Source organism: Terrabacter sp. 05T424, from assembly GCF_056396225.1.
Window position 1 is genome coordinate 151,341 of sequence record NZ_JBFTLB010000003.1, and the last position, 25,361, is coordinate 176,701.

The following is a 25,361-nucleotide window of genomic DNA, read 5'->3' on the forward strand; positions in this document are numbered from 1 at the left end:
CCCGTCGGGTCTAGCGTCGTGGCCATGCGCTTCGTCATCGACATCGACCTGGACGCCGTCAGCGGAGCTCCTGAGCAGGAGGTCGGGCGGATCCTGCGCTTCTGGGCCGGTGCACTCAAGCAGATGGAGCTCGAGCCCGGCACGGAGCACGAGCTCTCCGACTCCGAGTACAAGGTGGTCGGGCACCTCAGGGTGACCGGCTGAGCCGAGCCGCTCAGCCCTCGACGCCGCTGCTACTCGCCTTCGAGGCCGAGGCTGAAGGCAGCCTCGAGGTCGTGCGAGGAGTAGGTGCGGAAGGCGATGTGGGTAGAGGTTCCGACGATGCCCTGGACCTTGTTGAGCCGGTCGGCGATGACGTCGGCGAACTCCTCGTGCGCCTTGACCCGCACCATGGCGATGAGGTCGGCGTCGCCGGTCACCGAGTAGACCTCGGACACGGCAGGGATCTCGGCGATGGCCTCGGCCACCTCGGGGATCCGGTCGACCTCGCAGCTGATCATGACGATGGCGGTGATCACGAGGACACCCTAGCCGTAGCGACTCCAGGCGATCCGGCCCCTATCCGGCGCGGCGCAGGCCGCCGCGTCGGCCGCCGCCCGGGCCGTGACCGCCCCGCCCGGACGGCCCACCGCCAGCGCGTCCAGGGCTCCCAGCGGCGGCCACGTCGTCGTCGAAGCCGACGACGTCGCGTGCCGAGGCGACTGCGGGCTCGAGCTCGCTGCGGACGGACCCGGCGCCGCCAACGGGGCAGGTCCAGAGGCCGTCGAGCTCGACGATGCGCACGCCCGGGGCCTCGAGCCAGCGCAGCAGGATCTCGGTCTCCTCGGTCAGCGCGGACGGACGGTCGGGCGTCGGTGCCGGCACGACCTCGGCCGTGGCCTGCATGGAGGCCACGAAGGGCATCGGGTCGGCGCCCCGCGGGCTGACAGCGGTGCCCGCGAGGCGACCGTGGCGGATCGTGACGAGCTCCCAGCCGCCCGCGTCACTGCGCCGGGCCGCGACGATCTCGGGAGATCGCGTCAGGGGCGCGAGCCGCTGGGCCCGGGCCGCACCACGGACCAGCTGGAGGAACCGGTCGCGCACCCGGGCGGCGTCCTCGAAACGCTCCTGCGAGGCGAGCTCCTCGAGTCGGGCGCGAAGCAGCTCGGCGCCGGGCCTGGCGTTGCCCGTGAAGATCGCGCGGCAGTCGGCGACGACGACGGCGTAGTCGCCCTCGGACTGGGCGCCGGTGCAGGGAGCGCCGCAGCGGCCCATGTCGGCGAGAGCGCAGGCGGTGCCGCGGCCGGTGACACGGCCGGTGCACTGGCGCAGCGGGACCACCTCGTGGACCGCGTCGACCGCGGCCTGCGCGGTGACCCGGGAACGGAACGGGCCGATGTAGTGGGCGTCGTCGTCGCGGACCTGCTTGACGATGGACAGCCGGGGGAACCGCTCCTGGGTGAGCTTGACCCACACCGCCCTGCGGCCGTCCTTGGACCGCCGGTTGAAGCGGGGCTTGTGCTCGTCGATGAGGCGCAGCTCGCGCACCTGGGCCTCGAGCGGGGTCTGGCAGACGATCGGGTGGACGACGTGAGCGAGCCGCACCATCTCGGCCATCCTGCTGCGTTGCTCCGAGGCGGTGAAGTAGGTGCGCACGCGGGTGCGGATGTCGCGGCTCGTGCCGACGTAGAGGACGCGATCGGCGCCGTCCTTGAAGAGGTAGACCCCCGGGGAGCTGGGCAGCGGGTCGGCGAGGAAGCGCTTGCGCCGCTGCGACGGCGTCACGCGAGAGCTGTAGCTGGACAGCTCCTCGAGCGTGTGGACGCCGAGGTTGCCGACACGTTCGATGAGGCCGTGGAGGACGTCGACGGTGGCTCGGGCGTCGTGCAGCGCACGGTGGTCGGGGGTGGTGGGGGAGCCGAACACCTGGGCCAGGGAGGCGAGCCGGTGGTTGGGCGACTCGTCGCGCACGACGAGCTGTCGCGCGAGCTGCAGGGTGTCGAGCACGGCGAAGCCCGGCCACGGGGCGCCGACCCGCGCGGCTGCCGCCTTGAGGAAGCCGATGTCGAAGCCCGCGTTGTGGGCCACCAGGACGCTGCCCGCGGCGAACTCGAGGAAGGCGGGCAGCGCGCTCTCGATGCGCGGTGCGTCGCGCACCATCGTGTCGGTGATGCCGGTGAGCACCGAGATGAACGCCGGGATCGGCTCTGCCGGGTTGACGAGCGTCTGGAACTCGCCGAGCACCTCACCGCCGCGCACCTTGACGGCTCCTATCTCGGTGATGCCGCACTGCGCGGGGGTGCCGCCGGTGGTCTCGAGGTCGACGACGACGAAGGTGACGCCGGCAAGTGAGGTGCCGAGGTCATCGAACGTCGCCTGGATCGCCTGCATGCCCCCGACGGTAGGCGGGGGCGCCGACATCGACCCGGAGGCGCGGCGTCCGTCCGTGGAAAGACCTGGACCGGTCGGCTCGTGCCGGACCCGCACCTCCGGACGGGTGCCGACTCGGCCGCGGCCGGGTGTTGTCGGTGGGGGCCCCTAGCGTCTTCCACGACAGATCGCAACGAGAGACGAAGGGTGGAAACAACGATGATGCTCGTCGACTGCCAGACCTGCCCCGTGCGGGACGTCCAGTGCGCCGACTGCATGGTGACGGCGCTCCACGCGACCCCGTTCCGACCGGGCGTTCGACCGACCGGCGCGGAACGCCCCGACCTCGCGGCGCCGTCGCTCGCGACGCCCGGCACCGTGCCGCTCGACCGCGCCGAGCGTCGCGCCGTGTCGGCCTTCCTCGCGGCCGGGCTGGTCACGACCACGACCGCCAACGCCGCCCGTGCCGAGCTCGACCAGGAGGTGGCGGCCCCCACGCAGCTTCATCCCGGCCGTTGGGCGGTCTGACCTCAGGCCCATCCTCTTCGGGAGCGGCCGTGGCACGATGACGCGGTGCCGAGCCAGACCCATCGACCGAGCGCGGCCGCGAGGCGGCGGGCGTTCCCGACTGCCGTCGGCGCGGTACTCGCTGGCCTCGCGCTGACAGCGTGCACGGCCGAGCCGTCCACGCTCGCCGGTGCGCCGAACGTCGCGTCTGCTCCGCCCGCCGCCGGTGCGGCCACGCTGCCGGCCACGCCCGACGCGGGGATCGCACCTGAACAGTGGGCATCCGCGAGGCAGCAGTCCGTCACGGCGCTGGTTCGCGACCGGCTCGCGGCGGCGCAGCGCGGCGACGAGTCCGGGTGGCTGGCGCCGCTCGGCGGCTCGTCGCCGGCCCCACTCCGACGCACGCAGGCCGCCGTGCTCCAGCGGATGACCGCCATCGGGGTCGACGACCTCCGGCTCGGCGCCGTGCGTGAGACGACCGCGCCGGTTCCGGCTCCGGCGGGCACGTCGGTGGAGTGGGACGTCAGGGTCAGCCTCAGCTACAGGATCCACGGGTTCGACACGGCGTCCCGGGCTTTCGACCTCGACCTCACCTTGAAGGCTGATCCGGCGGTGCCGGAACGTCCGCAGATCACCGCGAGCGCGCCGTCAGGGCGCCCGCAGCCCTGGGACCTCGAGGGCCTGAAGGTCCGACGCACACCGACAGCTCTCGTGCTTGCCGTCGGCGACGTGTCGCGGGTCGACGAGATCTCCCGCCGCGCACGCACAGCGGCCTCGCGGGTCGCCACGGTGTGGGGCAGCGCCCGCCCCGCGGTCTGGATCGCGCCCGCCAGCGACGTCGACGCCGGCCGGCTGCTCGGCCGGAGCGCAGGGCCCTCCGGCCTCGGCGGTGTTGCCGCAGCCACCGACGGGCCGCTGACGCCCGGCGAGCCGGCCGGAGCAGACCGCATCATCCTCGTGCCCAAGGCCTGGACCTCGCTCCGGCCCGACGGGCGTGACGTGGTGATGACGCACGAGCTGACCCACGTCACCGTCCGCGGCTCGACCACCCGCGGAGTGCCGGTGTGGCTCTCGGAAGGGTTCGCCGAGCTCGTCGCCTACACGCCGATCGACCTGCCCGAGAAGGCGGTCGTCGCTCCGGCGGTCACGCTGGTCCGAACCACGGGGATGCCCTCCTCCTTGCCCACGGACGCCGACTTCGCCCCGGGCACCCCGACCCTCCAGGCGGCATACGGCCTCTCCCTGCTGGCCGTGCGCACCCTGGCCGACGCACACGGCACCCGCTCCGTCGTCGACCTCTACCGTGCGGCGGCGGGCGGGCTCGCGGTGCCCACCGGCCGCCTCGACGACCGCGAAGGCATCGTCGACGACGCCCTGAGGAGCACCATCGGAACCACGCGGGGCCGCCTCGTCATGGAGTGGCAGGAACGGCTACGCGGTCTGCTGCGCTGAGCGGTCCGCCGCGGCGAGTCGCCCTGGTCCGAGGCAGACGGCTCAGGAGTACAGCGCGTCGACCTGGTCGGAGAAGTCCTTCATGACGACGTTGCGCTTGAGCTTGAGCGACGGGGTGAGGTAGCCGTTCGCCTCGGTGAAGTCACCTGGAAGCACCGCGAACTTGCGGATGGACTCTGCCTTGGACACGGCCTCGTTGGCGCGGTCGACCGCCTCCTGCAGGGCCTCGAGGACCTTGGGGTTCGAACGGGCCTGCTCGAGGGAGACGGCGTCGAGGCCGTGCGTCTTCGCCCAGAGCGGCCACATCTCGTCGTCGAGCGTCAGCAGCACGCCGATGAACGGCTTCTGGTCGCCGACGACGATGCACTGCGACACGAGCGGGTGGGCGCGCAGGCGGTCCTCGAGCACGGCGGGGGCGACGTTCTTGCCGCCCGCCGTCACGAGGATCTCCTTCTTGCGTCCGGTGATGCGGAGGTAGCCGTCGTCGTCCATCTCGCCGATGTCACCGGTGTGGAACCAGCCGTCGACGAGCGCGTCCGCCGTGGCGGTGGGGTTGCCGTGGTAGCTGCCGAAGACGCCGACACCCTTGAGCAGCACCTCGCCGTCATCGGCGATGCGGATTCCGGTGCCCGGCAGCGGCGGGCCGACGGTGCCGATCTTGATGCGGTCGGGGGTGTTGACCGCCACGGGGGCGGTGGTCTCGGTGAGCCCGTAGCCCTCGAGGATGACGACGCCGATGCCGCGGTAGAAGTGGCCGAGGCGGGTGCCGAGCGGCGCGCCGCCCGAGACCGCGTAGCGGACCTTGCCGCCCATGGCCGCCCGTAGCTTGCCGTAGACGAGCCGGTCGAAGATCGCGTGCTGCACGCGAAGACCCAGGCCGGGACCGCCGGCGTCGAGGGCCTCGCTGTAGGCGATGGCGACGGTGGCGGCGCGCAGGAAGATCTTGCCCTTGCCGTCGGCCGACGCCTTGGCCTCCGCGGAGTTGAAGATCTTCTCGAACACGCGTGGCACGGCCAGGACGAAGGTCGGCTGGAAGCCCGCGAAGTCGTCGAGGAGTGTCTTGATGTCGGCCGAGTGCCCCATGCGCGCCTTGCCGGCCACGCAGAGCACCTCGATGAACCGGGCGAAGACGTGGGCGAGCGGCAGGAACAGCAGCGTGGACGCGTTGTCGGTGAGGACGACCTGCCCGAGCTTCTCGATGGCGTTCTCGGCGAGGTCGAGGAAGTTGCCGTGGGTCAGCTCGCAGCCCTTGGGCCGCCCCGTGGTGCCCGAGGTGTAGATGATCGTCGCGAGCGAACCGCGGTCGAGGCCGGCCCGGCGCTCGTCGAGGTCGGTGTCGCTGATCTCGCGGCCCTTCTCGCGCAGAGCGTCGAGCCCGCCGCCGTCGATGGTGACGATCTCGTGCAGGGACGGGAGGTCGCTGCGGACCTGCTCGACGACGGACCGGTGCGCCTCGGTCTCGACGACGGCCAGGTGGGCGTCGGAGTTCGAGAGGATCCACTGCACCTGCTCGGCCGAGGAGGTCTCGTAGATGGGGACCACGACGGCCCCCGCGCTCCAGGCGGCGAAGTCGACGAGGGTCCACTCGTAGCGGGTGCGCGACATGAGGGCCACGCGGTCGCCGGGATTGATGCCCGAGGCGACGAGGCCCTTGGCGACGGCGGCTACGTCGGCGGCGAACTGGGACCACGTGATGTGCGTCCACCCGCCCGAAGGGGTCTTGCGTGAGAACGCCGTCTCACCGCCGGACTCCGTGGCGTTGCGTGCCGGGAGATCGGCGAGGCTGCCCTCCGTCGTGACGGGGGCAAGTGCTGCGACGACGTTGTCCTTCACTGTCACTCCTGATCGCGTGGGGAAAGCTGTGCTGCACCTTACCGAGCGGTAACTATCCGGGCCACGTCGTGAAGGTCACAGCGGCATCCGGAGCAAAGTCCGGCCCCTGAGGCGGCAGCCGACCACATCTTCGCATGCGGCCGACGCGCCGTGACAGGCGTCCGGTCCAGCACCGTGGTGCTGCGGGTGACGCGATAGCCTTCGGCGCATGGCCGATCGCACGGAGTCCTCCATCGTCATCGACGCACCGCCCGGTGAGGTGCTCGACGTCATCGCGGACTTCGAGGCCTACCCCGAGTGGGCGGCCGAGGTGAAGGACGTCTCGGTGCTCGCCGAGGAGGGCGACGGCTGGGCCGACCAGGTGCAGTTCACGCTCGACGCGGGCGCCATCAAGGACACCTACGTGCTCGACTACGAGTGGGACGTCGTCGAGGACGGCACCGGGGTCATCTCCTGGTCGCTCGTGTCGGCACAGGTGCTCAAGGCCATGAACGGCTCCTACACGCTGGCCGGCGACGGCGACGGCACCGGCACCAAGGTCACCTACCGCCTCGCGGTCGACGTCAAGATCCCCATGATCGGGCTGCTGAAGCGCAAGGCGGAGAAGGTCATCGTCGACACCGCGCTCAAGGAGCTGAAGAAGCGCGTCGAGGCCTGAGCGACGGTGACCTCCCATGATGCGCCCGGGTCGGAGACCCGACCGGGCACCGTAGCCGAGGAGGCGGCGCTCCTCGTCGACCTGCTCTCCCAGCGCGGCTGGGGAGGCTCCTCGCGTACGCCGTCAGCCCCGCCGGACGCCAACGGCCAGTCCGCCGGTGGCTCGGCCCACGACACGAGTGGACACTCGGCCGGCGACCCCACGGATCGCCCGAGCAACTCCGGGTCGGAGTGCACGTGCGGGGGCACCACGCCGGCGGCCTGCCGTGTCTGCCCGGTGTGCCAGCTGATCGCCTTCGTGCAGCAGGTCAACCCCGACACCATCGACCGGGTCGCAGACTTCGTCGGCTTCGCGGCGACAGCCCTGCGCGACCTCGCCACGGCTCAGCGCGAACGACGGCCCGAGGCGGGCGACGACGAGACGGACACGACGCGACGGGGAGACCCATCATGAGCAGACGGCTCGCCATCGGCATCGACATCGGCGGCACCAAGGTGGCGGGCGGTGTCGTCGACGAGGCCGGCGTCATCACCCACCGCACACGTCGCGACACGCCGCACCGGTCGACCTCGCCCTCGGTGGTCGAGAACACCATCGTCGAGTCGGTCGAGGACCTGCTGGCGCAGGTGGACGGCGACGACGTCGTGGCCGTCGGCATCGGGGCGGCCGGCTTCGTCGCGGAGGACCGCGCGACCGTCGTCTTCGCCCCGCACCTGTCGTGGCGCAACGAGCCGCTGCGTGACTCACTGGCGCAGCGCATCGCGCTGCCCACCACCGTCGACAACGACGCGAACGCGGCCGCCTGGGCCGAGGCCACCTTCGGGGCCGCCCGCGGAGAGTCGCACGTCGTCGTCATCACGCTCGGCACCGGCATCGGTGGCGCCCTCATCATCGACGGCACCGTGCAGCGGGGCCGCCACGGCATCGCCGGCGAGTTCGGCCACATGCAGATCATGCCCGGCGGCGTGCGCTGCGAGTGCGGCAACCGCGGCTGCTGGGAGCAGTACGCCAGCGGCAACGCCCTCGTGCGCGAGGCACGGGCGATGATCGAGGCCGGGTCGCCGGTGGTGGCGGACCTGCTGTCCCGGCTCGGTGGCGACGCGACGGCCCTCACCGGGCCGTTCATCACCGAGGCCGCCCGTGACGGCGACCCGACGGCTCGCGAGCTGCTCGCCGACATCGGCAGGTGGCTCGGCATCGGCCTGGCCAACCTTGCGTCGGCCTTCGACCCCGGACTGTTCGTCATCGGTGGAGGCGTCAGCGCCGCCGACGAGATGCTGATCGGTCCGGCCCGTGAGGCCTTCCGGCGGCAGCTGCCCGGCCGCGGCTACCGGCCCGAGGCGAGGATCGTGCGTGCCGTGCTCGGCAGCGATGCGGGACTCATCGGGGCGGCCGAGCTGGCCCGGGCCGGTCGTTGACCGATGGCCGGCCAACGACCCGGGCACGTCCTCCGGGTCATGAGCTACAACCTGCACGACCTGGGCGACGACACCGCGGCCGCGGCGCGAGTGGTCCGGTCGGTCGAGCCTGACGTCCTCTGCCTCCAGGAGGTGCCGCGCCGCCTCACCACCGAGATCCGCCTTCCACGGTTCGCCCGGGCCTGCGGCATGGCGTGGGGACGAGGCCGCCTCGGCACCGGAGGCACGGCTGTGCTCGTCAGCCCGCGGGTCGCCCAGGTCGAGCGCACTCGGGGCCGACTTCCGGTGCGCTTTCCCGACCGCAGCCGAGGGTATGCCGCCGCCACCGTCACGCTGCCCGTGACCGAGGGCGCGGCCCGACGTGTGACGATCGTGAGCGTCCACCTCGGCCTACGAGCCGACGAGCGCGTCCGGCATGCGACGGCGGTGGTGGAGCGGTTCGCGTCCAGCGGCGGCTCCTGGTTGCCGGCTACGGGCCTGGTCCTCGCGGGCGACCTCAACGAAGGCAGTGACGGACGTGCCATTGCCGTGGTGTCCGGGCCTCTGCGTCTCGTATCGGGTCAGGCCCCGACCTTCCCGGCTCACGCACCGACGTCGGCCCTCGACATGGTCTTCGCGAGCCCCGACCTCACGGTCCTCGACGACGCGCCGGCCGACGTCACAGACCGGGACCTCTCCCGCGGCTCGGACCACCGCCCGGTCTGGGTCGACCTCGACCTCAGCCATGGGTCGGTGGGGGACCTGCCGAGCTAGACCCGCGTGCCGTCGTCGAAGGGGTCGCGCTCGGTGCCTCCACGCAGGACGAGCAGGACGAATCCGACGACGACCATGGCGAGGGCCGTGACCACCCACCAACCGCTGCCGTCGCGGTCGAAGAACAGCACGTAGAGCAGGAGCAGCGGGCCGCCCACCAGTCCTCCGACGATGGCCCAGAACATCGGGTCGGTCTCGGCGGACGGGAGGTCGATCTCCGACGGAGGCACGAAGTGGTCGTCGTCCGGGTCGGTCGCGTCGAGCAGGTCGTCCGCGTCGTCACGGCGAGGGCTGTTGCCGCGCCAGGCGTGCGAGGTCGTCGGGGCGATGGGCAGCTCCAGCCGCTCCGACCCGCCGGTGGACGACGCGGAGGTGGATGACGGCGTGGTGGGGGGTGGGGCGTCCGGGGTCTCCGAAGGCTGGGTCTCGGCGGGCGACGGCTCCAGCGCGACGGTCTGGGCGGCTGGGTCGGCGCCGTCGGTCAGGGTGTCCGTCGGCTCGCTGCGCGTGGTGCCGTCGGCGCCAGGGGTCTCCGTCGAGACCGATGACGTGGTGCCCTGGGGGTCGGGCGCCTCGTCGTCCCAACCCGCGACGATGCGCTCGAACTCGGCATCGAGGTCGCGGTCAGCCACGACGGCTCCCAATGGGTGCAGTCGGTGAGCACACAGGCGCCAGTCGGGGCGTCGGTACGACCGTCGCTTGGGTCACGGAGGGGCTCCTCGGGCGAAACGGCTGGACCTGTCGATCCTCGCATGCGCGGATGTGAGTGCGCGAGTGTCGTAGAGTTCGAGCCGTCACTGTTGGAAGGCGGACGCGGTTGTTCTACTGGTTCCTCAAGACGATCGTCATCGGGCCGATCATCAAGCTCCTCTTCCGACCGTGGGTGGAGGGGGAGGACAACATCCCCGAGGAGGGCGCCGCGATCTTCGCGAGCAACCACCTGTCGTTCTCCGACTCGATCTTCCTGCCGCTCGTCGTCTCGCGACGCGTGACCTTCCTCGCCAAGAGCGACTACTTCACCGGTCGCGGCATCAAGGGCCGCCTCACGGCTGCCTTCTTCAAGGGCGTCGGCCAGCTGCCGGTCGACCGGTCTGGCGGCAAGGCGAGCAACGCCGCGCTCAGCTCCGGCCTCAAGGTGCTGCGCCGCGGCGAGATGCTCGGCATCTATCCCGAGGGCACCCGTTCGCCCGACGGCCGGCTCTACCGCGGCCGCACCGGGGTGGCCCGGATGGCCCTCGAGGGCAAGGTGACGGTCATCCCGGTCGCGATGATCGGCACCGACAAGGCGCAGCCCACCGGCAAGGTCATCCCGCGGATCATGCGCGTCGGCGTGCGCGTCGGCAAGCCCCTCGACTTCTCACGCTACGAAGGCATGGAGGACGACCGTTTCGTCCTTCGCTCGATCACCGACGAGATCATGTACGAGCTGATGCTGCTCTCGGGCCAGGAGTACGTCGACATGTACGCCACGTCGATGAAGGACCGCCTCGTGTCCGCGGCCCGCGCCAAGGCGCGAGAGCTGCAGGAGGCCGCCAAGCCCGGCAGCGCCGCGCCCGAGCTGGAGGAGGCTCTCGACGCGGCGGAGGGCAAGGCGCGACCAGTCCTCGATGCCGACCTGACCCCCAAGGACTCGACTGTTGTGCTCGACGACGACGACGACGAGGGCGACGGCCCGGTCGTGGCGGCGTCCTGAGCCCATGAGCGCCCCTCACGACGCGGGCTCGGGTTCCATCGAGCCGGTATCAGCCGTCGTCCCGGCGGCGCCGGAGCAGCCGGCCCCGGCCGAGCCGGAGCGGTCGACGCCTGTCCTCGACGACGAGCACGTGCTCGTGCGCGGTCTGTGGCGAGGCATCGACGTGTTCCGGTGGCTCGCCCTCGCCTATGCGACCTGGGCGGTGTGGGAGCGGCACGGGGACATCGCCCACCTCGTCGGAGCCGTCGCGATCCTCGCGGTCCTGGCCGTCTGGACACTGGTCCAGGCGTTGCGGCCCATGCGCACGGTCGGCGCCTACACGACCGAGCTCGTGATCGGCTGCGGCGCGATCCTCGCAACGCGCCTCGTCGACGACCCGGACGTCATCACCGGAGGCGCCAAGACCATCCCGTCCATCTGGCCCACGGCGGCGGTCGTCGGGTTCGCCGTCCTGCGCGGGTGGCGAGGTGGCCTGGCGGCCGCATCGCTCGTGGCGGCGACCTCGTTCGTCGAGGTCGTCCAGCCGACCGCCAACACGATCTCGAACTCGATCTTCGGCCTGCTGCTCGGAGGCTGCATCGGCTACTGCGTCGACCTGGCCCGGGCCAGCCACGAGGCACTGGCGGAGGCCATGCGGCTCGACGCGGCGCGCAACGAGCGAGACCGTCTCGCACGCACCGTGCACGACGGCGTGCTCCAGACCCTGTCGTTCATCCACCGTCGGGCGTCCGACCTCGGTGGTGAGGCCGCGCGCCTGGGAGCGATGGCGGGGGAGCAGGAGCGCATCCTGCGAACCCTGGTCAGCCAGAGCGACCTCGCCGAGGTCGGACGCGCCGTCAGCGGTGACGCCGACCTGCGGGTGCTGCTGCGGCACGTCGAGCGCACCGGCGTACAGCTCGTGTCACCCGCCGATGCGGTGCTCCTGCCGCGCCGTGTCGCCGACGAGGTCGTCGCCGCCGTCGAGGCGGCCCTCGACAACGTACGCCAGCACGCCGGCGAGAGCGCCCGAGCCTGGGTGCTGCTCGACGACGACGGGAAGGACGTCGCCGTCACGATCCGCGACTCCGGCCGGGGGGTCGCGGCCGGCCGGCTCGACGAGGCAGTGGGTCAGGGCCGGCTCGGCGTCTCGTCCAGCATCCGCGGGCGGCTCGCCGACCTCGGCGGCACGGCGAGCATCACCTCCGGAGCCGCCGGGGGCACGACCGTCGAGCTGCGCATCCCGAACCAGCGGACGAAGCGACGTCCGAACCGGCACCATGGTGACGAACCGGACGCCCGGCCCCGTCGACGAGGAGCACCGTGACGCAGCAGGAGGACGCCATGCCCCAGGACGGCGGCACGCCGCCCGAGCACATCCGCGTCGTCGTCGCCGACGACCACCCGATGTGGCGCGACGCCGTGGCGCGCGACCTCGCCGATGCCGGCTTCGAGGTGCTCGCCACGGCCGACGACGGGCGTTCGGCCGTCGCTCGCACTCGAGCCACGGTGCCCGACGTGCTCGTTCTCGACCTCAACCTGCCGGGGCTGACCGGCGCCGAGGTCTGCGCTGCCCTGGCGGACGCAGAGGTGCCCACGCGCATCCTGATCCTCTCGGCGAGCGGCGACCACCAGGACGTCCTCGACGCCGTCAAGTCCGGGGCCCTGGGCTACCTCGTGAAGTCCGCGGGGCGCGAGGAGTTCCTCGCCGCCGTGCGCGCGACCGCCGCCGGCGAGCCCGTGTTCACACCCGGGCTGGCCGGCCTCGTCCTCGGCGAGTTCCGACGGGTCAAGGCTGCTGGCGGCGGCACCCCGGAGCGGCCGGTTCCCGAGCTGACCGACCGCGAGACCGAGATCCTGAAGTACGTCGCCACCGGCATGGGCTACAAGGAGATCGCGGCGACCCTGTTCCTGTCGCACCGCACCGTCCAGAACCACGTGCAGAACATCTTCGGCAAGCTCCAGATGCACAACCGCGTCGAGCTCGCCCGGTTCGCCATGGAGCGCGGCCTCGACCTCGCCGACCCGACGTCGCCCGCCTGACGGCATACGGGCTCGGGTGTACCCGGCCGTTCTCGGACGTTCTCGCGCGTCGCGAAGGTTTCGGGATGCGGACCCGTGGCCGGAGCGCGCGTGGTGGCGTCTACGCTTGCGGGGTGAACATGAGGAGCGTCACCGCCGATGTCGGTCTCGAGCCCGTTGACGGGTCCGAGGCCCTCGCCGCCCTCACGGCTGCGGCCACCGAGCTCGAGGCCCAGCAGCAGCCTGCCTGGCCCGACACCGCCGCGCTGTCCGAGGTCATCGAGACGCTCGCCTCGTATCCTCCGCTCGTCTTCGCCGGCGAGTGCGACATCCTCACCGAGCGCATGGCCCAGGCCGCCGTCGGCGAGGCCTTCGTGCTGCAGGGCGGCGACTGCGCCGAGACGTTCGCGTCGGCGACCGCCGACAACATCCGCGACCGCATCAAGACGATCCTGCAGATGGCGGCCGTCCTGACCTACGGCGCGTCCGTGCCCGTCGTCAAGATCGGTCGCATGGCCGGGCAGTACGCCAAGCCGCGCAGCTCGACGGTCGAGACCCGCGAGGGCGTCACGCTGCCGGCGTTCCGCGGCGACATGGTCAACGACTTCGCCTTCCACGAGGCGGCCCGCATCCCCGACCCGCAGCGTCTCGTCCGCGCCTACCACGCGAGCTCGGCGACCCTGAACCTCGTGCGTGCCTTCACCACGGGCGGTTTCGCCGACCTGCGGCACGTGCACGACTGGAACCGCGGCTTCGTCGCCAACTCGGCCAACGCGCGCTACGAGAAGCTCGCCAAGGACATCGACAAGGCCATGCGCTTCATGGCGGCCTGCGGTGCCGACTTCGACGCCATGCGCACGGTCGAGTTCTTCGCCGCCCACGAGGCGCTCCTGCTCGACTACGAGCGCCCGCTCACCCGCATCGACTCCCGCTCGGGCCGGCTCTACGACACCTCGAGCCACTTCGTCTGGGTCGGCGAGCGCACCCGTCAGCTCGACGGTGCCCACGTCGACTTCGTGTCCCGCATCAGCAACCCGATCGGGGTCAAGCTCGGGCCCAAGGCCGACATCGACGAAGTGCTGCGCCTCATCGACAAGGTCGACCCCAACCGCACGCCCGGCCGCCTGACGTTCATCACGCGCATGGGTGCCGGCACGATCCGCGACGCGTTGCCCGCGATCGTCGACAAGGTGACGTCCTCCGGTGCCACGGTGACGTGGATCTGCGACCCCATGCACGGCAACACCTTCGAGAGCCCGTCCGGCTACAAGACGCGCGACTTCGACGACATCGTCGAGGAGGTGCGGGGCTTCTTCGAGGTGCACCAGTCCCTCGGCACGATCCCCGGCGGCATCCACGTCGAGCTCACCGGCAACGACGTCACCGAGTGCCTCGGTGGTGCGGAGAAGATCATCGACTCCGACCTCGAGAAGCGCTACGAGTCGGTGTGCGACCCGCGCCTGAACCACCAGCAGTCGCTCGAGCTCGCGTTCGTCGTCGCCGAGATGCTCGGCCAGGCGTGACCCGCGCGTGACAACTGTGCCGACGTTCAAGGCGGACCTGCTCAGCGACACCCTGACCAAGCCCAGCGAGGCGATGCGCGCGGCCATGGCAGGCGCCGAGGTCGGCGACGACGTCTTCGGCGAGGACCCCACGCTGCGTGCGCTCGAAGAGCGGGTCGCCGGCCTGCTCGGACAGGAGGACGCGCTCTTCACGCCGTCGGGCTCGATGGCCAACCAGCTCGGCGTGCGCCTGCACGTCAAGCAGGGGGAGGAGCTCATCGGCGACTCCCTGGCCCACGTGGTCCGGGCCGAGCTCGGCGCTGCCGCCGTGCTCTCCGGCATCTCCTCGCGCACCTGGGTGTCCGCGCGCGGCCGCTTCCGGGCCGACGACGCTGCAGGTCTCATGATCACCGGCGCCGGGCCCTACCAGGTCTGCACGGCGCTCGTGATCGTCKAGAACACCCACAACTTCGGCGGCGGCACGGTCCAGTCGCTCGACGAGATCCGCCGGGCGCGCACCATCACCCGCGAGCGCGGCGTCGCCATGCACCTCGACGGCGCCAGGCTCTTCAACGCCTCCGTGGCGTCAGGCGTGACGGTCGGCGACTACGGGCGCGAGTTCGACACCGTGTCGGTCTGCCTGAGCAAGGGTCTCGGTGCGCCCGTGGGCAGTGTGCTCGCCGGGTCCGCCGACGCGATGGCCGAGTCGCGCATCTGGCGCAAGCGCTTCGGTGGCGGCATGCGCCAGGCCGGCATCCTCGCGGCCGCGGGGCTCTACGCCCTCGAGCACAACGTCGAGCGCCTGGCCGACGACCACGCCCGCGCGCGACGCGCCGCCGAGGCGATGGCCGAGGCCGCGCCCGGCTCGGTCGACCTCGCCACGGTCGAGACGAACATCGTCATCGTCGACGTCGCTGCCGCAGGCTGGACGTCGGCTGCCTTCGTCGATGCCGCCCTTTCCGCCGGAGTGCGAACGTATGCCGTCGGGCCCGGATCCGTGCGCCTCGTGTGGCACCTCGACGTCGACGACGCCGGCACCGACGTCGCGATCGACGTCCTCACCGCCCTGCTGCGGTCCGCCCCCAGCGCCTGACCCACGCCGAGTCACCAAAAAGTGCGCCACGGCGCAGTTGGCGCGGTGTTCTGGCGTTGCGCGGTGACGGGAAGTGCGCCTCGGCGCAGTTGGCGCGCGGCAGCGCGGGGTCAGACCTCGTGGTGGAGGGTCTCGACGGGGAGCTCTCCGGGGCGGCGGCGGGCGAGGAGCTCGACGGCATACATCGCCGCCAGCACGAGTGCGCCGCCGGCCACCATCCGCAGGGTCGCGGTCTCGTCGCCCAGGGTGACGGCGAAGAAGGCGGCGAAGACGGGCTCGAGGGTCATCACGATGGCGGCCCTGGTGGCGGGCATGTGGGCCTGCGCCCAGGTCTGAACCCACAGCGAGGCGATGCTGGCGAAGACGACCATGTAGAGCACCGACGCCCACTGGCCCGGTGACGCCGGCAGGACGATTCCACCGGGCACGGCGCCCACGACGCAGAGCAGGGCTATGACGACCATCTGGACCACCGAGAGCCCGGTCGCTATCTCCGAGGCGCTGTAGCGGCCCAAACCGACGATGTGCAGGGCGTAGAGGGCGGCCGCCAGCAACGTGATCGCTTCGCCGACCCCGATGGCGAAGCCGTTGAGCGACAGCAGGGCCAGACCCGCGGTCGCGAGACCGACTGCCGCCCAAGTGGATCCGGCGACGCGTTCGCGCAGCAGCACCGCGGTGAAGACCGGTGTCAGCACCACGTAGGTGCCTGTGATGAAGCCGGAGACGGAGGCGGACGTCGTCGCCAGCCCCTGGGTCTGGAAGATCTGGGCGAGCCCGTAGAGCGCGCCCAGACCGACGCCCACGAGGACCTGTTTGCGGGTCAGCGCACGCAGCGGCCGCCAGAAGACGACGACCATGATGACCGCCGAGAGGCTGAACCGCAGGGCGAGGAAGTCGACCGGAGGCACGGTCTCGACGAGGTCGCGGATGAGGAAGAACGTCGAGCCCCACACCGCGGTGAGCGCGACGAGGAGGAGCGTGGCCAGGCGCGTGCGCGCCACGGGTGTCATCGGTGCGTCAGACGATCGTGAGGGTGATCGTGCTGCCCTTCGGCATAGGCGTGCCGGTCGGGACGTCCTGCGCGCGGACCTTCTTCTCGAAGAGGTCGCCGAACGGGTACTGCTTCTGCACCTTGAACCCGAGGTCGGTCAGGGTCTTCTCGGCGACGGTGTCCTGCTGGTCGACGACGTTCGGCACCGGCACCATGACTGGACCCTTCGACACCACGACGGTGACGGTGTCTCCCCGGTGCACGGTGCCCTTGGCCGGGTTCTGCGACACGACCTGGCCCGCCGGGACGGTGTCGCTGTTGACGTCCTCGGCGCGGGCGACGGTCAGGCCGGCCTTGGTGATCGCAGCGGACGCGGCGTCGAAGCCGGCCCCGGTCACGGTCGGGACCTTGATCGGCTGACGGCCTTTGGAGACGACGACCGCGACCTCGGCGTTGCGCCGGACCGACGCCCCGGCAGCGGGATCCTGGGAGATGACGACGCCCTCGGGGACGGTCTCGCTCCAGTCCTCGCGGGTCTCGCCGAGGCGCAGGTTGACGGGGGTGAGGGCGGGCCCTGCGGTGGTGACGGCGGTGCCCACGAGCTGCGGGACCGCGTAGCGCTCCTTGCCCTTGGAGACAACGACGCGCACGACCGACTGCTTGCCCAGTGCGCTGCCAGGGGAAGGCTCGACCCGGAGCACGACCCCCTGCGCCTTGGTCTCGGAGAACTGCTCGACGGTGTCCATGCGCAGCGACGCCTGCTCCATGGCGGCCTCCGCGCTGCCGACCTGCTGTCCGACCACGCCGGGGACGAGCGTGGAGCCTCCGGGGCCGGCGGTGAACCACCAGCCGCCGAAGCCGACACCGGCGACGAGGAGGACCACCGCGGCCCACACGGGCCACCGACGCCTGCGGCGATGCGTGCGTCGGTCGATGGGCATCGCGGCCGTGTGCTCGAGGCCGGACCGCTCGTCGTGCACCGGTAGGCCGCCCAGGGCGACGGCACCTGGACGGCGTACGTCGTTGGGCCGGGTGCGGCTGCGCTCGGGAGCACCTGACTCGGCGGGGGGACGGCGGACGCCGTCGGGCAGCCGGCTGGTGGTCGACAGGGCGGGCAGCGTGGACGTGGCCGAGCCGGGAGCGTTCGAGCCGCCGACCGCACCGCGCCGGTCGAGCTCTCCGGCGGACAGTCCGCGTCGCACCGACCTGACGGCCGCCACGAAGGAGGCGGATGACTCGAAGCGGTCGTCGGGCTCGACTGCGGTGGCCCGGGCCACGAGGGCGTCGAGGTCGGCCGGGACGGCCGAGACGAGCGACGACGGGGAGGGGATGGAGCCGTGGACGTGGTTGTAGGCGATCTGGATGGGCGTGGTGCCCGTCACCGCCTTGCGGCCCGTGAGCATCTCGAAGAGCAGCAGCCCGGCCGCGTACACGTCGCTGCGAGGGTCGGCCACGCCGCTCTCGACCTGCTCGGGCGACAGGTACGAGACCGTGCCGAGCAGCACCCCGGTCTGGCTCGTGGCGGTCTGGTTGCTGATCGCGCGCGCCAGCCCGAAGTCGGCGACCTTGACCTCGCCGTCGCGCCTCACGATGACGTTCTCGGGCTTGACGTCGCGGTGGATCATGCCCGCAGCGTGGGCGGCCCGCAGGGCGAGCAGGATCGGCTCGAGGATGGCCAGCGACTCCCGCGCGGTGAGGGGCGCCTCCTCGTGGATGACGTCGCGCAGGGTCTTGCCCTCGACGAGCTCCATCGCGAGGAACACCTCGCCGTCGTCCCGGCCCTGGTCGTAGACGGCGACGACGTTGGGGTGGCTCAGTCGTGCCGCCGAGCGGGCCTCGGAGCGGAAGCGTTCGACGAAGACGTCGTCGGCGGCGAGACCGGGGCGCATGATCTTGAGCGCGACCTCCCGCTCGAGCCGTGCGTCCAGCGCCACGTAGACCGAGGCCATGCCTCCGTCTGCGAGGTGGGAGAGGATGCGGTACCGGCCGTCGATCACCCGACCGACGAGGGCGTCCGCCACGCTGGACGTCACGCACGGGAGTTTACGGGCTGAAGAGGCGCATCCCGCGCAGGCGAGCCGGGGAGGGGTCTCGCGGCTCGGGCGCACCGCCCGCCCCGGAGGCGCGTCGACGATGCCGCGAGACCACCCGCCGACGCTCCGCCGGCTGGCGGAGCGGCACCCCGGTCAGAGGCGGTCGTAGATGGCCTGGACGCTGGCCACGTAGCGCTTGGTGTCCTCGTACAGCCCCTTGGTGCGAACCGAGTAGAGCCCTTGGTAGTAGCCGGCGATGGCCTGCTCACGGGAATCGGCGCTCGCCTGGAGCGATCGGATGATGAGGACGCCCGACGTGATGTTCTCGCGGGTGTCGAAGCGGTCGAGCGACCGGCCGGCCAGCTCGGAGGCCCACTTCTGCGAGACGGGCATGATCTGCATGACCCCGACGGCGTTCGTGTAGGAGACGGATCGCTGGTGCCAGCCCGACTCGAGCCAGGCGATCGCGAGGGCGAGCTTGGGGTCGACCCCATGTCGGGTTGCCGTGGCGCGGATGATCGCCGCCGTCGCGGTGCGGCTCGGAACCTTCGCCGCTGCGAGCTTGGCCTTGCTGGCGGCAACCGCCTTCGCCGTCTGGGCCGACACGGAGTATCCGGACGGGGGCGCCGGGGTGGGCTTGGGTGCCGAGGTGGCAGCGGCGGCCGTGGATCCGGCCCCGGGGACGACGACCTTCTGGCCGACGAAGATGAGGGCGCTGCTGCGGAGCTTGTTCGCTGCCAGCAGCTTGGTCAGCGACACGGAGTACTTCTTCGCGATGTCGCTCATGGTGTCGCCGGTGCGCACGACGTGGACCGCGTCGCGGGCCGACGGCCGGGCCGGCGCGGCTGAGCGAGCGCTCGACGCGGCCGCACTGGATCTGGTCGGTGCCGCGGCCGAGGCGTCTCGACCGGGGACGAGCAGCTTCTGCCCGGGGTGGATGAGCGAGCCGCCGAGCGCGAGCCGGTTCTTCTGGGCGATCGCGCGAACGGTCGTGTGGTTGGCGATGGCGAGGTGCCAGATGGTGTCGCCCGGACGCACGGTGACGGTCTTCCAGGGCGTGGCGGCCACGGGGGCCACGACCGCGTGGGCGGGCGTGGCGAGCGCGGCGACGTCGGCGAAGGGCATGGGGTGGAATCCTTTCCTGGGGCCCGGTGCTGGTGCAGAAGACGTGGAGGCGCGTTCGGAAGGGGTGGGGCCGTCACACGTGAGGGGCTGCTGTTGCATCTGTGAATGCTGTGGCGTCTGTGACGATAGCGCACATTTGAGCACTAAACTAAAAGTACATCCGTGTAATTCACCAACCGGGCCCGGTCGATCACGGCTCCCGCTGACACCCCGAGGGACACCCGGACACGCTGACGCGCTGGGTCCACCGGTGACCGGTTGCTCGGCCAACGGTGGCAGACTCGTGCCCGTGAACGACACCTCCGCCCAGTCCGACCAGACCACGCCGGACACCACCCACCTCGAGACGCTGGTCGGGCAGTGGCTGACCGTGCCCGACGTCGCCGAGCGGCTCGGCGTGCCGTTGTCGCGCGTGCGTCAGATGGTGGCCGACCGCGAGGTGCTCGCCGCTCGCATCGGCGAGCGCAAGGTCACCGCGATCCCCGCCAAGTTCGTCGACGAGAACGGCCCGAGGCCCGACCTCCGCGGCACTTTCACGGTCCTCGCCGACGGTGGCATGGACGACACCGAGATCATCGAGTGGCTGCACACGCCCGACGCGACCCTGCCGGTCGAAGGTGCCCCCATCGATGCCCTGTGCGCGGGGCACAAGACCGAGGTCCGCCGGCGGGCGCAAGAGCTCGCGTTCTGAGCCGACCGCGCCGACGGCGCCGACCGCGCCGATCGCGCCGATCGCGCGGCAGCCGCTAGGAGTGGCGGGCCGTCGAGACCGCGACCAGCGCCTCGAGCACGTCGAGTGCGGGCGAGTCGTAGTGGCCGGTCTCGCGGGCGCGCTCGACCGCCTTGCGGGCGTCCTCGGCCAGGGTGGTGATGAGGCCCTCCACCCGGTCGACGGCACCCGTTCCGACGAGCACCTGGCGGATCGCCTCGACGCCGGCGAGCTCGAGGTCGTCGCGGCCGAGCAGCGACTCGACGGTGGCACGGTCGGTGGCTGACGCCGCGTCGAGGGCGTACGCCACGAGCACCGTGCGCTTGCCCTCGCGCAGGTCGTCGCCGGCGGGCTTTCCGGTCGCCTCCGGGTCGCCGAAGACGCCGAGCAGGTCGTCGCGCAGCTGGAACGCCTCGCCGAGGGCCAGGCCGTAGTCGGACAACGGGGTCAGGGACTCCTCGGGCGCGCCCCCGACGAGCGCACCGATGAGCAGGGGGTGCTCGATGGTGTACTTCGCGCTCTTGAACCGGATCACCTTCCGGGCCGAGGCCACCCGGCCCTCGAGGTCGAGGCCGTCCCAGCCGCGGGCCGACTCGAGCAGGTCGAGGAACTGGCCGCCCATCAGCTGCGTGCGCATCAGGTCGAAGAGACGGCGCCCGCGGACGAGCTCGTCGCCGGGCAGCCCGCACGTGGCGTAGAGCTCGTCGCACCACGTGAGGCACAGGTCTCCGGCCAGGATGGCGGTGCCCTCGCCGAAGCGGTCGGGGTCGCCTGCCCAGCCACGCTCCTGGTGCAGGCCGGCCACGGCACGGTGGGCGGACGGCATACCTCGTCTGGTGTCACTGCGGTCCATGACGTCGTCGTGGAGCAGGGCGGCGCCCTGGAAGAACTCCATGCTCGCCGCGAGGCGGACGAGGGCGTCGGAGTCGTCGCCGCCGGCCGCGCGGTAGCCCCAGTAGAGGAAGCCCGCGCGCAGGCTCTTGCCACCGGAGAGCAGCCCGGACACCGCAGAGACGAGCGGCGCCGTCTCGTCGCCGATCGCGGCGAGCGACCGGGTGGCCCCGGCGATCTGCCCGTCGATCGCCTGCTGGACCCGACGGCGCAGCACGTCGAGGTCGGTGGGGGTCTGCACGAGGTCCTCCATCGAGTCGCGGGAATCGACGTCAGCCTACGCGGCGCGCCGGTCGCCGGGTGAACAGCCCACGCACCGCGCGCACGCTCGGCCTAAGGTGTGCGGCATGGCACACGGCACGGCATCCTCCATGGCGCGGGCAGAACGGTTCACCCGATCCATCCCGGCGATGATCGAGGCCGACACCCCGACCTTCAGCTTCGAGTTCTTCCCGCCCAAGGACGACGCGGCCGAGGCGCAGCTGTGGGACGCGATCCGCCGGCTCGAGAAGGTCTCACCCAGCTTCGTGTCGATCACCTACGGCGCCGGGGGCGGCACACGCGACCGCACGGTGCGCCTCACCCAGCGGGTGCTCGAGGCAACCTCGCTGACGCCGATGGCGCACCTCACGTGCGTCGGCCACTCCGTCACCGAGCTGCGCGGCATCGTCGGGTCGTATGCCGCCGCAGGAGTCCGCAACATCCTGGCCCTCCGAGGTGACCCCCAGGGCGGCCTCGGCCAGCCGTGGGTGGCCCACCCCGAGGGGCTCGACCACGCCGACGAGCTCGTCTCCCTCGTCAAGGGCCTCGGCGACTTCACCGTCGGTGTCGCGGCCTTCCCTGACGGCCACCCCGAGTCCGGCACGATCGAGGAGGACGCCCAAACGCTGATCCGCAAGGAGCAGGCCGGGGCACAGTTCGCGATCACCCAGATGGTCTTCGACGTCGACAACTACCTGCGGCTGCGCGACGAGCTCGTGCGGCGCGGGTCGGCCCTGCCCGTGGTCCCGGCGATCATGCCGATCACCAACGCCCGCCAGGTGGTGCGCATGGCCCAGCTCGCCGGTCAGCCCATGCCGACCGCCGTCACCGACCGGCTAGACCGGCACGGCGACGACGCGGCCGCGATGCGGGCCGAGGGCATGGCCATCGCTACCGAGTCGTCGCAGCGACTGCTCGACGAGGGCGCCCCGGGCATCCACTTCATCACCATGAACCGCTCGTCGGCGACGCTCGGGGTCTTCGGGAACCTCTGAGCCGTCCGGGCCGGCGACGGGCCGGCGACGGGACGGCGACGGGGCGTCCGGGCCGGCGACGCGCTGGCGACGGGCCTTTCTGCCTGCCGATCGGTCGGCACCCGGTGTCGTCCTGACGACCTCCGATGCGGACTGACCCGCCGCGTGACGCTCAGCGCGTTCTCGCGGCGGATCAGTCTGGATCTGCGCGCTGCAGGCTCAGGTGGTGCTCGACGACGTCGCCGAGCCGTTCGGGGAGGTCGACGTGCCGCCCTGGCCCGTCTGGCCCTGCGGGCCGTCGCCGTCGTGGTCTCCGCGACCGCCGCCCGGACCGCCGCCCGGGCCGACCTCCTGCACGGCGGTGACCGCGAACGAGGCGTCGACCTGGACGATGATGTGCGTGCCGTCCGTGCGCACCATGTGCGCCTCGTACACGCCGTCGGAGTCTGTCTCGACGCGCTCGATCGTCGCGGTCGGCTCCTTGGCCTTGGCGGCGGCCGTCACCTTGGCGGCCGTGTCGCCGGTGAGCAGCGTCTCGTCGGACCGCATCGGCTTGCTCGGGTCGGTGTTGCCGTTGCCGGCCGCGCCGCCCGTTCCCTCGCCGAGCTGGCCGTAGACAGCCCCGTTCGCGGTGAGGCTGGTCGTTCCCGCGGACTCGTCCGCGCTTGCGAGGGCGGCCCCGCCGAGCGCGAGCGCCGACGCGGCCACGATGCCGGCGCCGGCCAGCGCGATGGTCTTGTTCTTCATGCGTTCCACTCCTTCGATGGGCTGGCCTCGTGCCAGCTGGATCCACCGTCGGAGACGGCCCTGTGGCAGGGCCCTTGCCCTCGTGGGCACGTCCTGTGAGTCGGTGCGCCTTCTTGTGAGGTGTCAGCCTTGCTCGCCGCTGGGTCACCGTGACGTCGTCGGGAGTCGCCGTGAGGTTGCCGTGACGCGGCGGTCAGGTCTCCTGGTCGAAGGGGCGCTCGGGTCGGGCCTCGGCCGGTGGCACCGGGCGAGGCGGCCCGGACCCACGGTCGCGACCCAGGCCCCATCCGGGTCGGCGACCAGGGTCGTGACGCGAGTCGACGGCACCGGCCGACGGGGCGGAGATGCCCACCCGTTCGCCCCAGGCGTCGTAGCGCCGCTTGTAGCGCCGGATGCGGCCGGCGAGCTTGTAGACGAGGAACGCCCCGATGGCGAGGAAGAGGAACGCGATCGCGGCCGCCCACCAGGGGTGCGCGATGGCGAGTGCGGTGACCCCTGTGACCGTGACGTCCTCGGTGGTGCTGACGACGATGTTGCTCGCCGGCTCGGGGGAGGTGTTGACGGCGGCGCGCAGTCCGGCCTTGATGCCGTGCGAGATCAGCGCCGTGACGCCGCCGGTGGCCGCGCCGATCGCCGCGTCGAGGCCGGCGGTCTCGTGGCCGATGAGGTAGCCGATCGTCGCGCCCACGGCCGGTCTGACGACCGTGTGCACCGAGTCCCAGACGGAGTCGACGTAGGGGATCTTGTCGGCGAGCATCTCGACGGCGAAGAGGATCCCTGCGCCGACGAGCACGTCGGTGCGTGCCAGGGCGTTGGGGATCTGGCTGAGGTTGAAGATCTTGTCGGCCAGTCCGAGGACGAGCACGACGGCGTACGCGTTGACCCCGCTGCCCCACCCGGTGGTGAAGGCCATGGGGATGAGCTCGGCGCCCACGACGCTCCTTCGGTCGTGCGCCGGTCGCGGTGCGCCGGTGCGTCCATGCCCGTCCGGTCGGCCGAGCCCAGGTCCAACGCCACTGACGCTCCCGTATTCCCGGGGGGCGCGCAACGGGACGCGCTGGCACGAGGTGGCCGGCGGGCAGCGGAACGGGTCCGATCCGTGAGCGGACAGGACCCCTGCGCCTCTCCGTTCGCGGACCGAACCCGCGGTCCCAACCCTTCCGAGGAACGGACGGGCGGACCTGAGCACGATTACTCAGGTTCGCCCGTTTCGTGCCGTATGCCGGATGCGCAGCGGGCGGTCCGGCCGTTCTTGACACGGTGTCGGCGCCGGGGGTTACGCTCTTCACATCGAACAAGTGTTCGAACTTTTGTCGGTTTGTCAGTCAGTCGTCGGTTGGTTGTCGGGCTGCTCGTGTGGGGCGCAAGTGGTCCGGGTCGTGATGTCCGGCCCGACGTGTCCGAGGGAGACGTGTCGTGGTGCGTAGGTTCAGTGACTCCGTCCAGGTGAGGGTGCAGAGAAGAGAGCAGGAGTGGGAGAGAGGCCGGGAGAAGAGCCGGGAAGGCGGATCGTCGGCGTCGCTGGATGCGTCCGTTTCGCCAGAGCCGTCAGGTGTGCCGGAGCCATCCGTGTCATCCGTGTCGTCGGCAGGACCGGCTCCGGAGGCGTTCATCTGGCGCGGTCGCCTCTACGTCGTGCGCAGCGTCCTCTCCCAGTGGCGCGAGCGCCGCGCCTGGTGGCGCGACGCGCTCGAGGCCGACGAGGCACAGGTGCGCCCCGGCGAGACGCTGGTCGCAGCAGCGGCCGAGCAGCACGTCTGGCGGGTCGAGGCGAGCCCGGGGTGGTCCTTCGCGCCCGGGGTCTACGACCTCGCCCACGACGAGTCCCCGAGGGGCGACCAATGGTCGCTCGTCCGGGTCTCCGACTGAGACCGACATGAGACGAGAGAGGAGAACAGCCACCATGACCGCCGCCCACGACGTGCGACGCCCACCCATCTCGGTCGCCGTGCTCGACCTGCTCGAACGGGGCCGCGCGACCCTCGAGTCCGCGTGCCGCACGAGTGACGCGTCCGAGCGCTACCGCGACTCCCACCTCGGGGCCCTGCGGGCCGCGGCGGCCCTCGTCGCCGCCCGCACCGTCCCGTCGCCGCGCTCCCGGCCACGCAGCGTCTGGCAGGTGCTGCCGGGGGTGGCCCCCGAGCTGGGGGAGTGGGCTGCCTTCTTCTCCGCGTGCTCGGCCCACCGGTCGATCATCGACCGCGGCGGTCACATCAGCTCCCGCGAGGCCGACGACCTGCTGCGTCAGGCCGAGATGTTCCTCGAGATCGTCCAGGACCTTCTCGGGATCCCGGCGACGATGCCGCTGCCGCAGTCGATCACCCCCGTCTCGGCCGCCCCCGCCACGAGGAGCCGGGCGAACAGCGCGTGAGCA

The 25,361-nt window shown here is 71.7% G+C and carries 26 protein-coding genes; 16 read left to right on the forward strand and 10 right to left on the reverse strand.

The window, feature by feature from the left end; translation table 11 throughout:
* The first annotated feature begins 24 nt into the window (after positions 1-24).
* The gene (locus AC1DE0_RS09875; protein WP_478099845.1) at positions 25-204 is read left to right on the forward strand and encodes a hypothetical protein; all 180 of its coding nucleotides are present in this window, start codon (positions 25-27) and stop codon (positions 202-204) included.
* A 29-nt stretch (positions 205-233) separates the two neighbouring features.
* Here the strand turns inward: AC1DE0_RS09875 and AC1DE0_RS09880 are convergent, their stop codons facing one another.
* Both AC1DE0_RS09880 and AC1DE0_RS09885 read right to left on the reverse strand, forming a co-directional pair.
* The gene (locus AC1DE0_RS09880; protein WP_478099847.1) at positions 234-518 is read right to left on the reverse strand and encodes an Lrp/AsnC family transcriptional regulator; all 285 of its coding nucleotides are present in this window, start codon (positions 516-518) and stop codon (positions 234-236) included.
* Between the two features lie 40 nt (positions 519-558).
* Entirely contained in the window at positions 559-2,370 is a 1,812-nt protein-coding gene (locus AC1DE0_RS09885; RefSeq protein ID WP_478099849.1) for a DEDD exonuclease domain-containing protein, read from the reverse strand.
* A gap of 186 nt (positions 2,371-2,556) precedes the next feature.
* Between AC1DE0_RS09885 and AC1DE0_RS09890 the strand changes: the two genes are divergently transcribed.
* A complete protein-coding gene (locus AC1DE0_RS09890) occupies positions 2,557-2,877 on the forward strand; it encodes a hypothetical protein (protein ID WP_478099851.1) in 321 nt (106 codons plus the stop codon).
* A 45-nt stretch (positions 2,878-2,922) separates the two neighbouring features.
* A complete protein-coding gene (locus AC1DE0_RS09895; protein ID WP_478099853.1) occupies positions 2,923-4,308 on the forward strand; it encodes a serine/threonine-protein kinase in 1,386 nt (461 codons plus the stop codon).
* A gap of 42 nt (positions 4,309-4,350) precedes the next feature.
* On the opposite strand, the gene AC1DE0_RS09900 is transcribed toward AC1DE0_RS09895, so the two are convergent.
* Positions 4,351-6,141, reverse strand: coding sequence for an AMP-dependent synthetase/ligase (locus AC1DE0_RS09900; protein WP_478099855.1), 1,791 nt, complete (start codon positions 6,139-6,141; stop codon positions 4,351-4,353).
* Between the two features lie 208 nt (positions 6,142-6,349).
* Here AC1DE0_RS09900 and AC1DE0_RS09905 point away from each other — a divergent pair, with 208 nt between their 5' ends.
* The 4 genes from AC1DE0_RS09905 to AC1DE0_RS09920 are packed head-to-tail and all read left to right on the forward strand — an operon-like array spanning position 6,350 to position 8,970.
* The gene (locus AC1DE0_RS09905) at positions 6,350-6,799 is read left to right on the forward strand and encodes an SRPBCC family protein (RefSeq protein ID WP_478099859.1); all 450 of its coding nucleotides are present in this window, start codon (positions 6,350-6,352) and stop codon (positions 6,797-6,799) included.
* 6 nt (positions 6,800-6,805) lie between these two features.
* Positions 6,806-7,252 carry a hypothetical protein gene (locus tag AC1DE0_RS09910; RefSeq protein WP_478099861.1) on the forward strand — a complete coding sequence of 149 codons (447 nt, stop codon included), beginning with the start codon at positions 6,806-6,808 and terminating at the stop codon, positions 7,250-7,252.
* Positions 7,249-8,217: an ROK family glucokinase gene (locus AC1DE0_RS09915; protein WP_478099863.1), complete on the forward strand. Its 969-nt coding sequence runs from the start codon at positions 7,249-7,251 to the stop codon at positions 8,215-8,217. Before AC1DE0_RS09910 ends, AC1DE0_RS09915 begins: the two co-directional genes overlap by 4 nt.
* Before the next feature lie 39 nt (positions 8,218-8,256).
* The gene (locus AC1DE0_RS09920) at positions 8,257-8,970 is read left to right on the forward strand and encodes an endonuclease/exonuclease/phosphatase family protein (RefSeq protein ID WP_478099865.1); all 714 of its coding nucleotides are present in this window, start codon (positions 8,257-8,259) and stop codon (positions 8,968-8,970) included.
* Here the strand turns inward: AC1DE0_RS09920 and AC1DE0_RS09925 are convergent.
* Complete coding sequence (locus AC1DE0_RS09925; protein ID WP_478099867.1) at positions 8,967-9,602, reverse strand: hypothetical protein; 636 nt, start codon at positions 9,600-9,602, stop codon at positions 8,967-8,969. The genes AC1DE0_RS09920 and AC1DE0_RS09925 overlap by 4 nt on opposite strands.
* 185 nt (positions 9,603-9,787) lie before the next feature.
* On the opposite strand from AC1DE0_RS09925, the gene AC1DE0_RS09930 reads away from it, so the two are divergent.
* The 5 genes from AC1DE0_RS09930 to AC1DE0_RS09950 all read left to right on the forward strand — a co-directional run bounded on the left by AC1DE0_RS09930 (position 9,788) and on the right by AC1DE0_RS09950 (position 15,256).
* Positions 9,788-10,663 carry a lysophospholipid acyltransferase family protein gene (locus AC1DE0_RS09930; protein ID WP_478099869.1) on the forward strand — a complete coding sequence of 292 codons (876 nt, stop codon included), beginning with the start codon at positions 9,788-9,790 and terminating at the stop codon, positions 10,661-10,663.
* 4 nt (positions 10,664-10,667) lie between these two features.
* Positions 10,668-11,966, forward strand: a complete 1,299-nt coding sequence (gene macS / locus AC1DE0_RS09935; protein WP_478099871.1) for a MacS family sensor histidine kinase — start codon at positions 10,668-10,670, stop codon at positions 11,964-11,966.
* A gap of 17 nt (positions 11,967-11,983) precedes the next feature.
* Positions 11,984-12,682, forward strand: coding sequence for a response regulator (locus AC1DE0_RS09940; protein ID WP_478100125.1), 699 nt, complete (start codon positions 11,984-11,986; stop codon positions 12,680-12,682).
* A gap of 119 nt (positions 12,683-12,801) precedes the next feature.
* Positions 12,802-14,184 (forward strand): class II 3-deoxy-7-phosphoheptulonate synthase, encoded by a 1,383-nt coding sequence (locus AC1DE0_RS09945; protein WP_478100127.1) that lies wholly within the window; start codon positions 12,802-12,804, stop codon positions 14,182-14,184.
* A gap of 7 nt (positions 14,185-14,191) precedes the next feature.
* A complete protein-coding gene (locus tag AC1DE0_RS09950; protein WP_478099873.1) occupies positions 14,192-15,256 on the forward strand; it encodes a threonine aldolase family protein in 1,065 nt (354 codons plus the stop codon).
* A 110-nt stretch (positions 15,257-15,366) separates the two neighbouring features.
* Here the strand turns inward: AC1DE0_RS09950 and AC1DE0_RS09955 are convergent, their stop codons facing one another.
* The 3 genes from AC1DE0_RS09955 to AC1DE0_RS09965 form a co-directional block, all read right to left on the reverse strand.
* Positions 15,367-16,266 (reverse strand): DMT family transporter, encoded by a 900-nt coding sequence (locus AC1DE0_RS09955; protein ID WP_478099875.1) that lies wholly within the window; start codon positions 16,264-16,266, stop codon positions 15,367-15,369.
* 7 nt (positions 16,267-16,273) lie between these two features.
* Entirely contained in the window at positions 16,274-18,280 is a 2,007-nt protein-coding gene (pknB, locus tag AC1DE0_RS09960; RefSeq protein ID WP_478099877.1) for a Stk1 family PASTA domain-containing Ser/Thr kinase, read from the reverse strand.
* A gap of 153 nt (positions 18,281-18,433) precedes the next feature.
* Positions 18,434-19,405 carry a LysM peptidoglycan-binding domain-containing protein gene (locus AC1DE0_RS09965; RefSeq protein ID WP_478099879.1) on the reverse strand — a complete coding sequence of 324 codons (972 nt, stop codon included), beginning with the start codon at positions 19,403-19,405 and terminating at the stop codon, positions 18,434-18,436.
* 289 nt (positions 19,406-19,694) lie between these two features.
* Here AC1DE0_RS09965 and AC1DE0_RS09970 point away from each other — a divergent pair, with 289 nt between their 5' ends.
* Positions 19,695-20,096, forward strand: coding sequence for an Rv2175c family DNA-binding protein (locus tag AC1DE0_RS09970; protein WP_478099881.1), 402 nt, complete (start codon positions 19,695-19,697; stop codon positions 20,094-20,096).
* A 55-nt stretch (positions 20,097-20,151) separates the two neighbouring features.
* Here the strand turns inward: AC1DE0_RS09970 and AC1DE0_RS09975 are convergent, their stop codons facing one another.
* Positions 20,152-21,258, reverse strand: a complete 1,107-nt coding sequence (locus AC1DE0_RS09975; RefSeq protein ID WP_478099883.1) for a polyprenyl synthetase family protein — start codon at positions 21,256-21,258, stop codon at positions 20,152-20,154.
* Positions 21,259-21,352: 94 nt separating this feature from the next.
* Between AC1DE0_RS09975 and AC1DE0_RS09980 the strand changes: the two genes are divergently transcribed.
* Positions 21,353-22,261, forward strand: a complete 909-nt coding sequence (locus AC1DE0_RS09980) for a methylenetetrahydrofolate reductase (protein WP_478099885.1) — start codon at positions 21,353-21,355, stop codon at positions 22,259-22,261.
* A gap of 198 nt (positions 22,262-22,459) precedes the next feature.
* On the opposite strand, the gene AC1DE0_RS09985 is transcribed toward AC1DE0_RS09980, so the two are convergent.
* Positions 22,460-22,987, reverse strand: coding sequence for a hypothetical protein (locus tag AC1DE0_RS09985; RefSeq protein WP_478099887.1), 528 nt, complete (start codon positions 22,985-22,987; stop codon positions 22,460-22,462).
* 193 nt (positions 22,988-23,180) lie between these two features.
* Entirely contained in the window at positions 23,181-23,921 is a 741-nt protein-coding gene (locus tag AC1DE0_RS09990) for a DUF4126 domain-containing protein (protein WP_478099889.1), read from the reverse strand.
* 635 nt (positions 23,922-24,556) lie between these two features.
* On the opposite strand from AC1DE0_RS09990, the gene AC1DE0_RS09995 reads away from it, so the two are divergent.
* Together AC1DE0_RS09995 and AC1DE0_RS10000 are read left to right on the forward strand one after the other, a co-directional pair.
* On the forward strand, positions 24,557-24,856 hold the full coding sequence (locus tag AC1DE0_RS09995) for a DUF6504 family protein (protein ID WP_478099891.1): 300 nt from the start codon (positions 24,557-24,559) through the stop codon (positions 24,854-24,856).
* 34 nt (positions 24,857-24,890) lie between these two features.
* A complete protein-coding gene (locus AC1DE0_RS10000; RefSeq protein ID WP_478099893.1) occupies positions 24,891-25,358 on the forward strand; it encodes an SAV_6107 family HEPN domain-containing protein in 468 nt (155 codons plus the stop codon).
* The last annotated feature ends 3 nt before the right edge of the window (positions 25,359-25,361 follow it).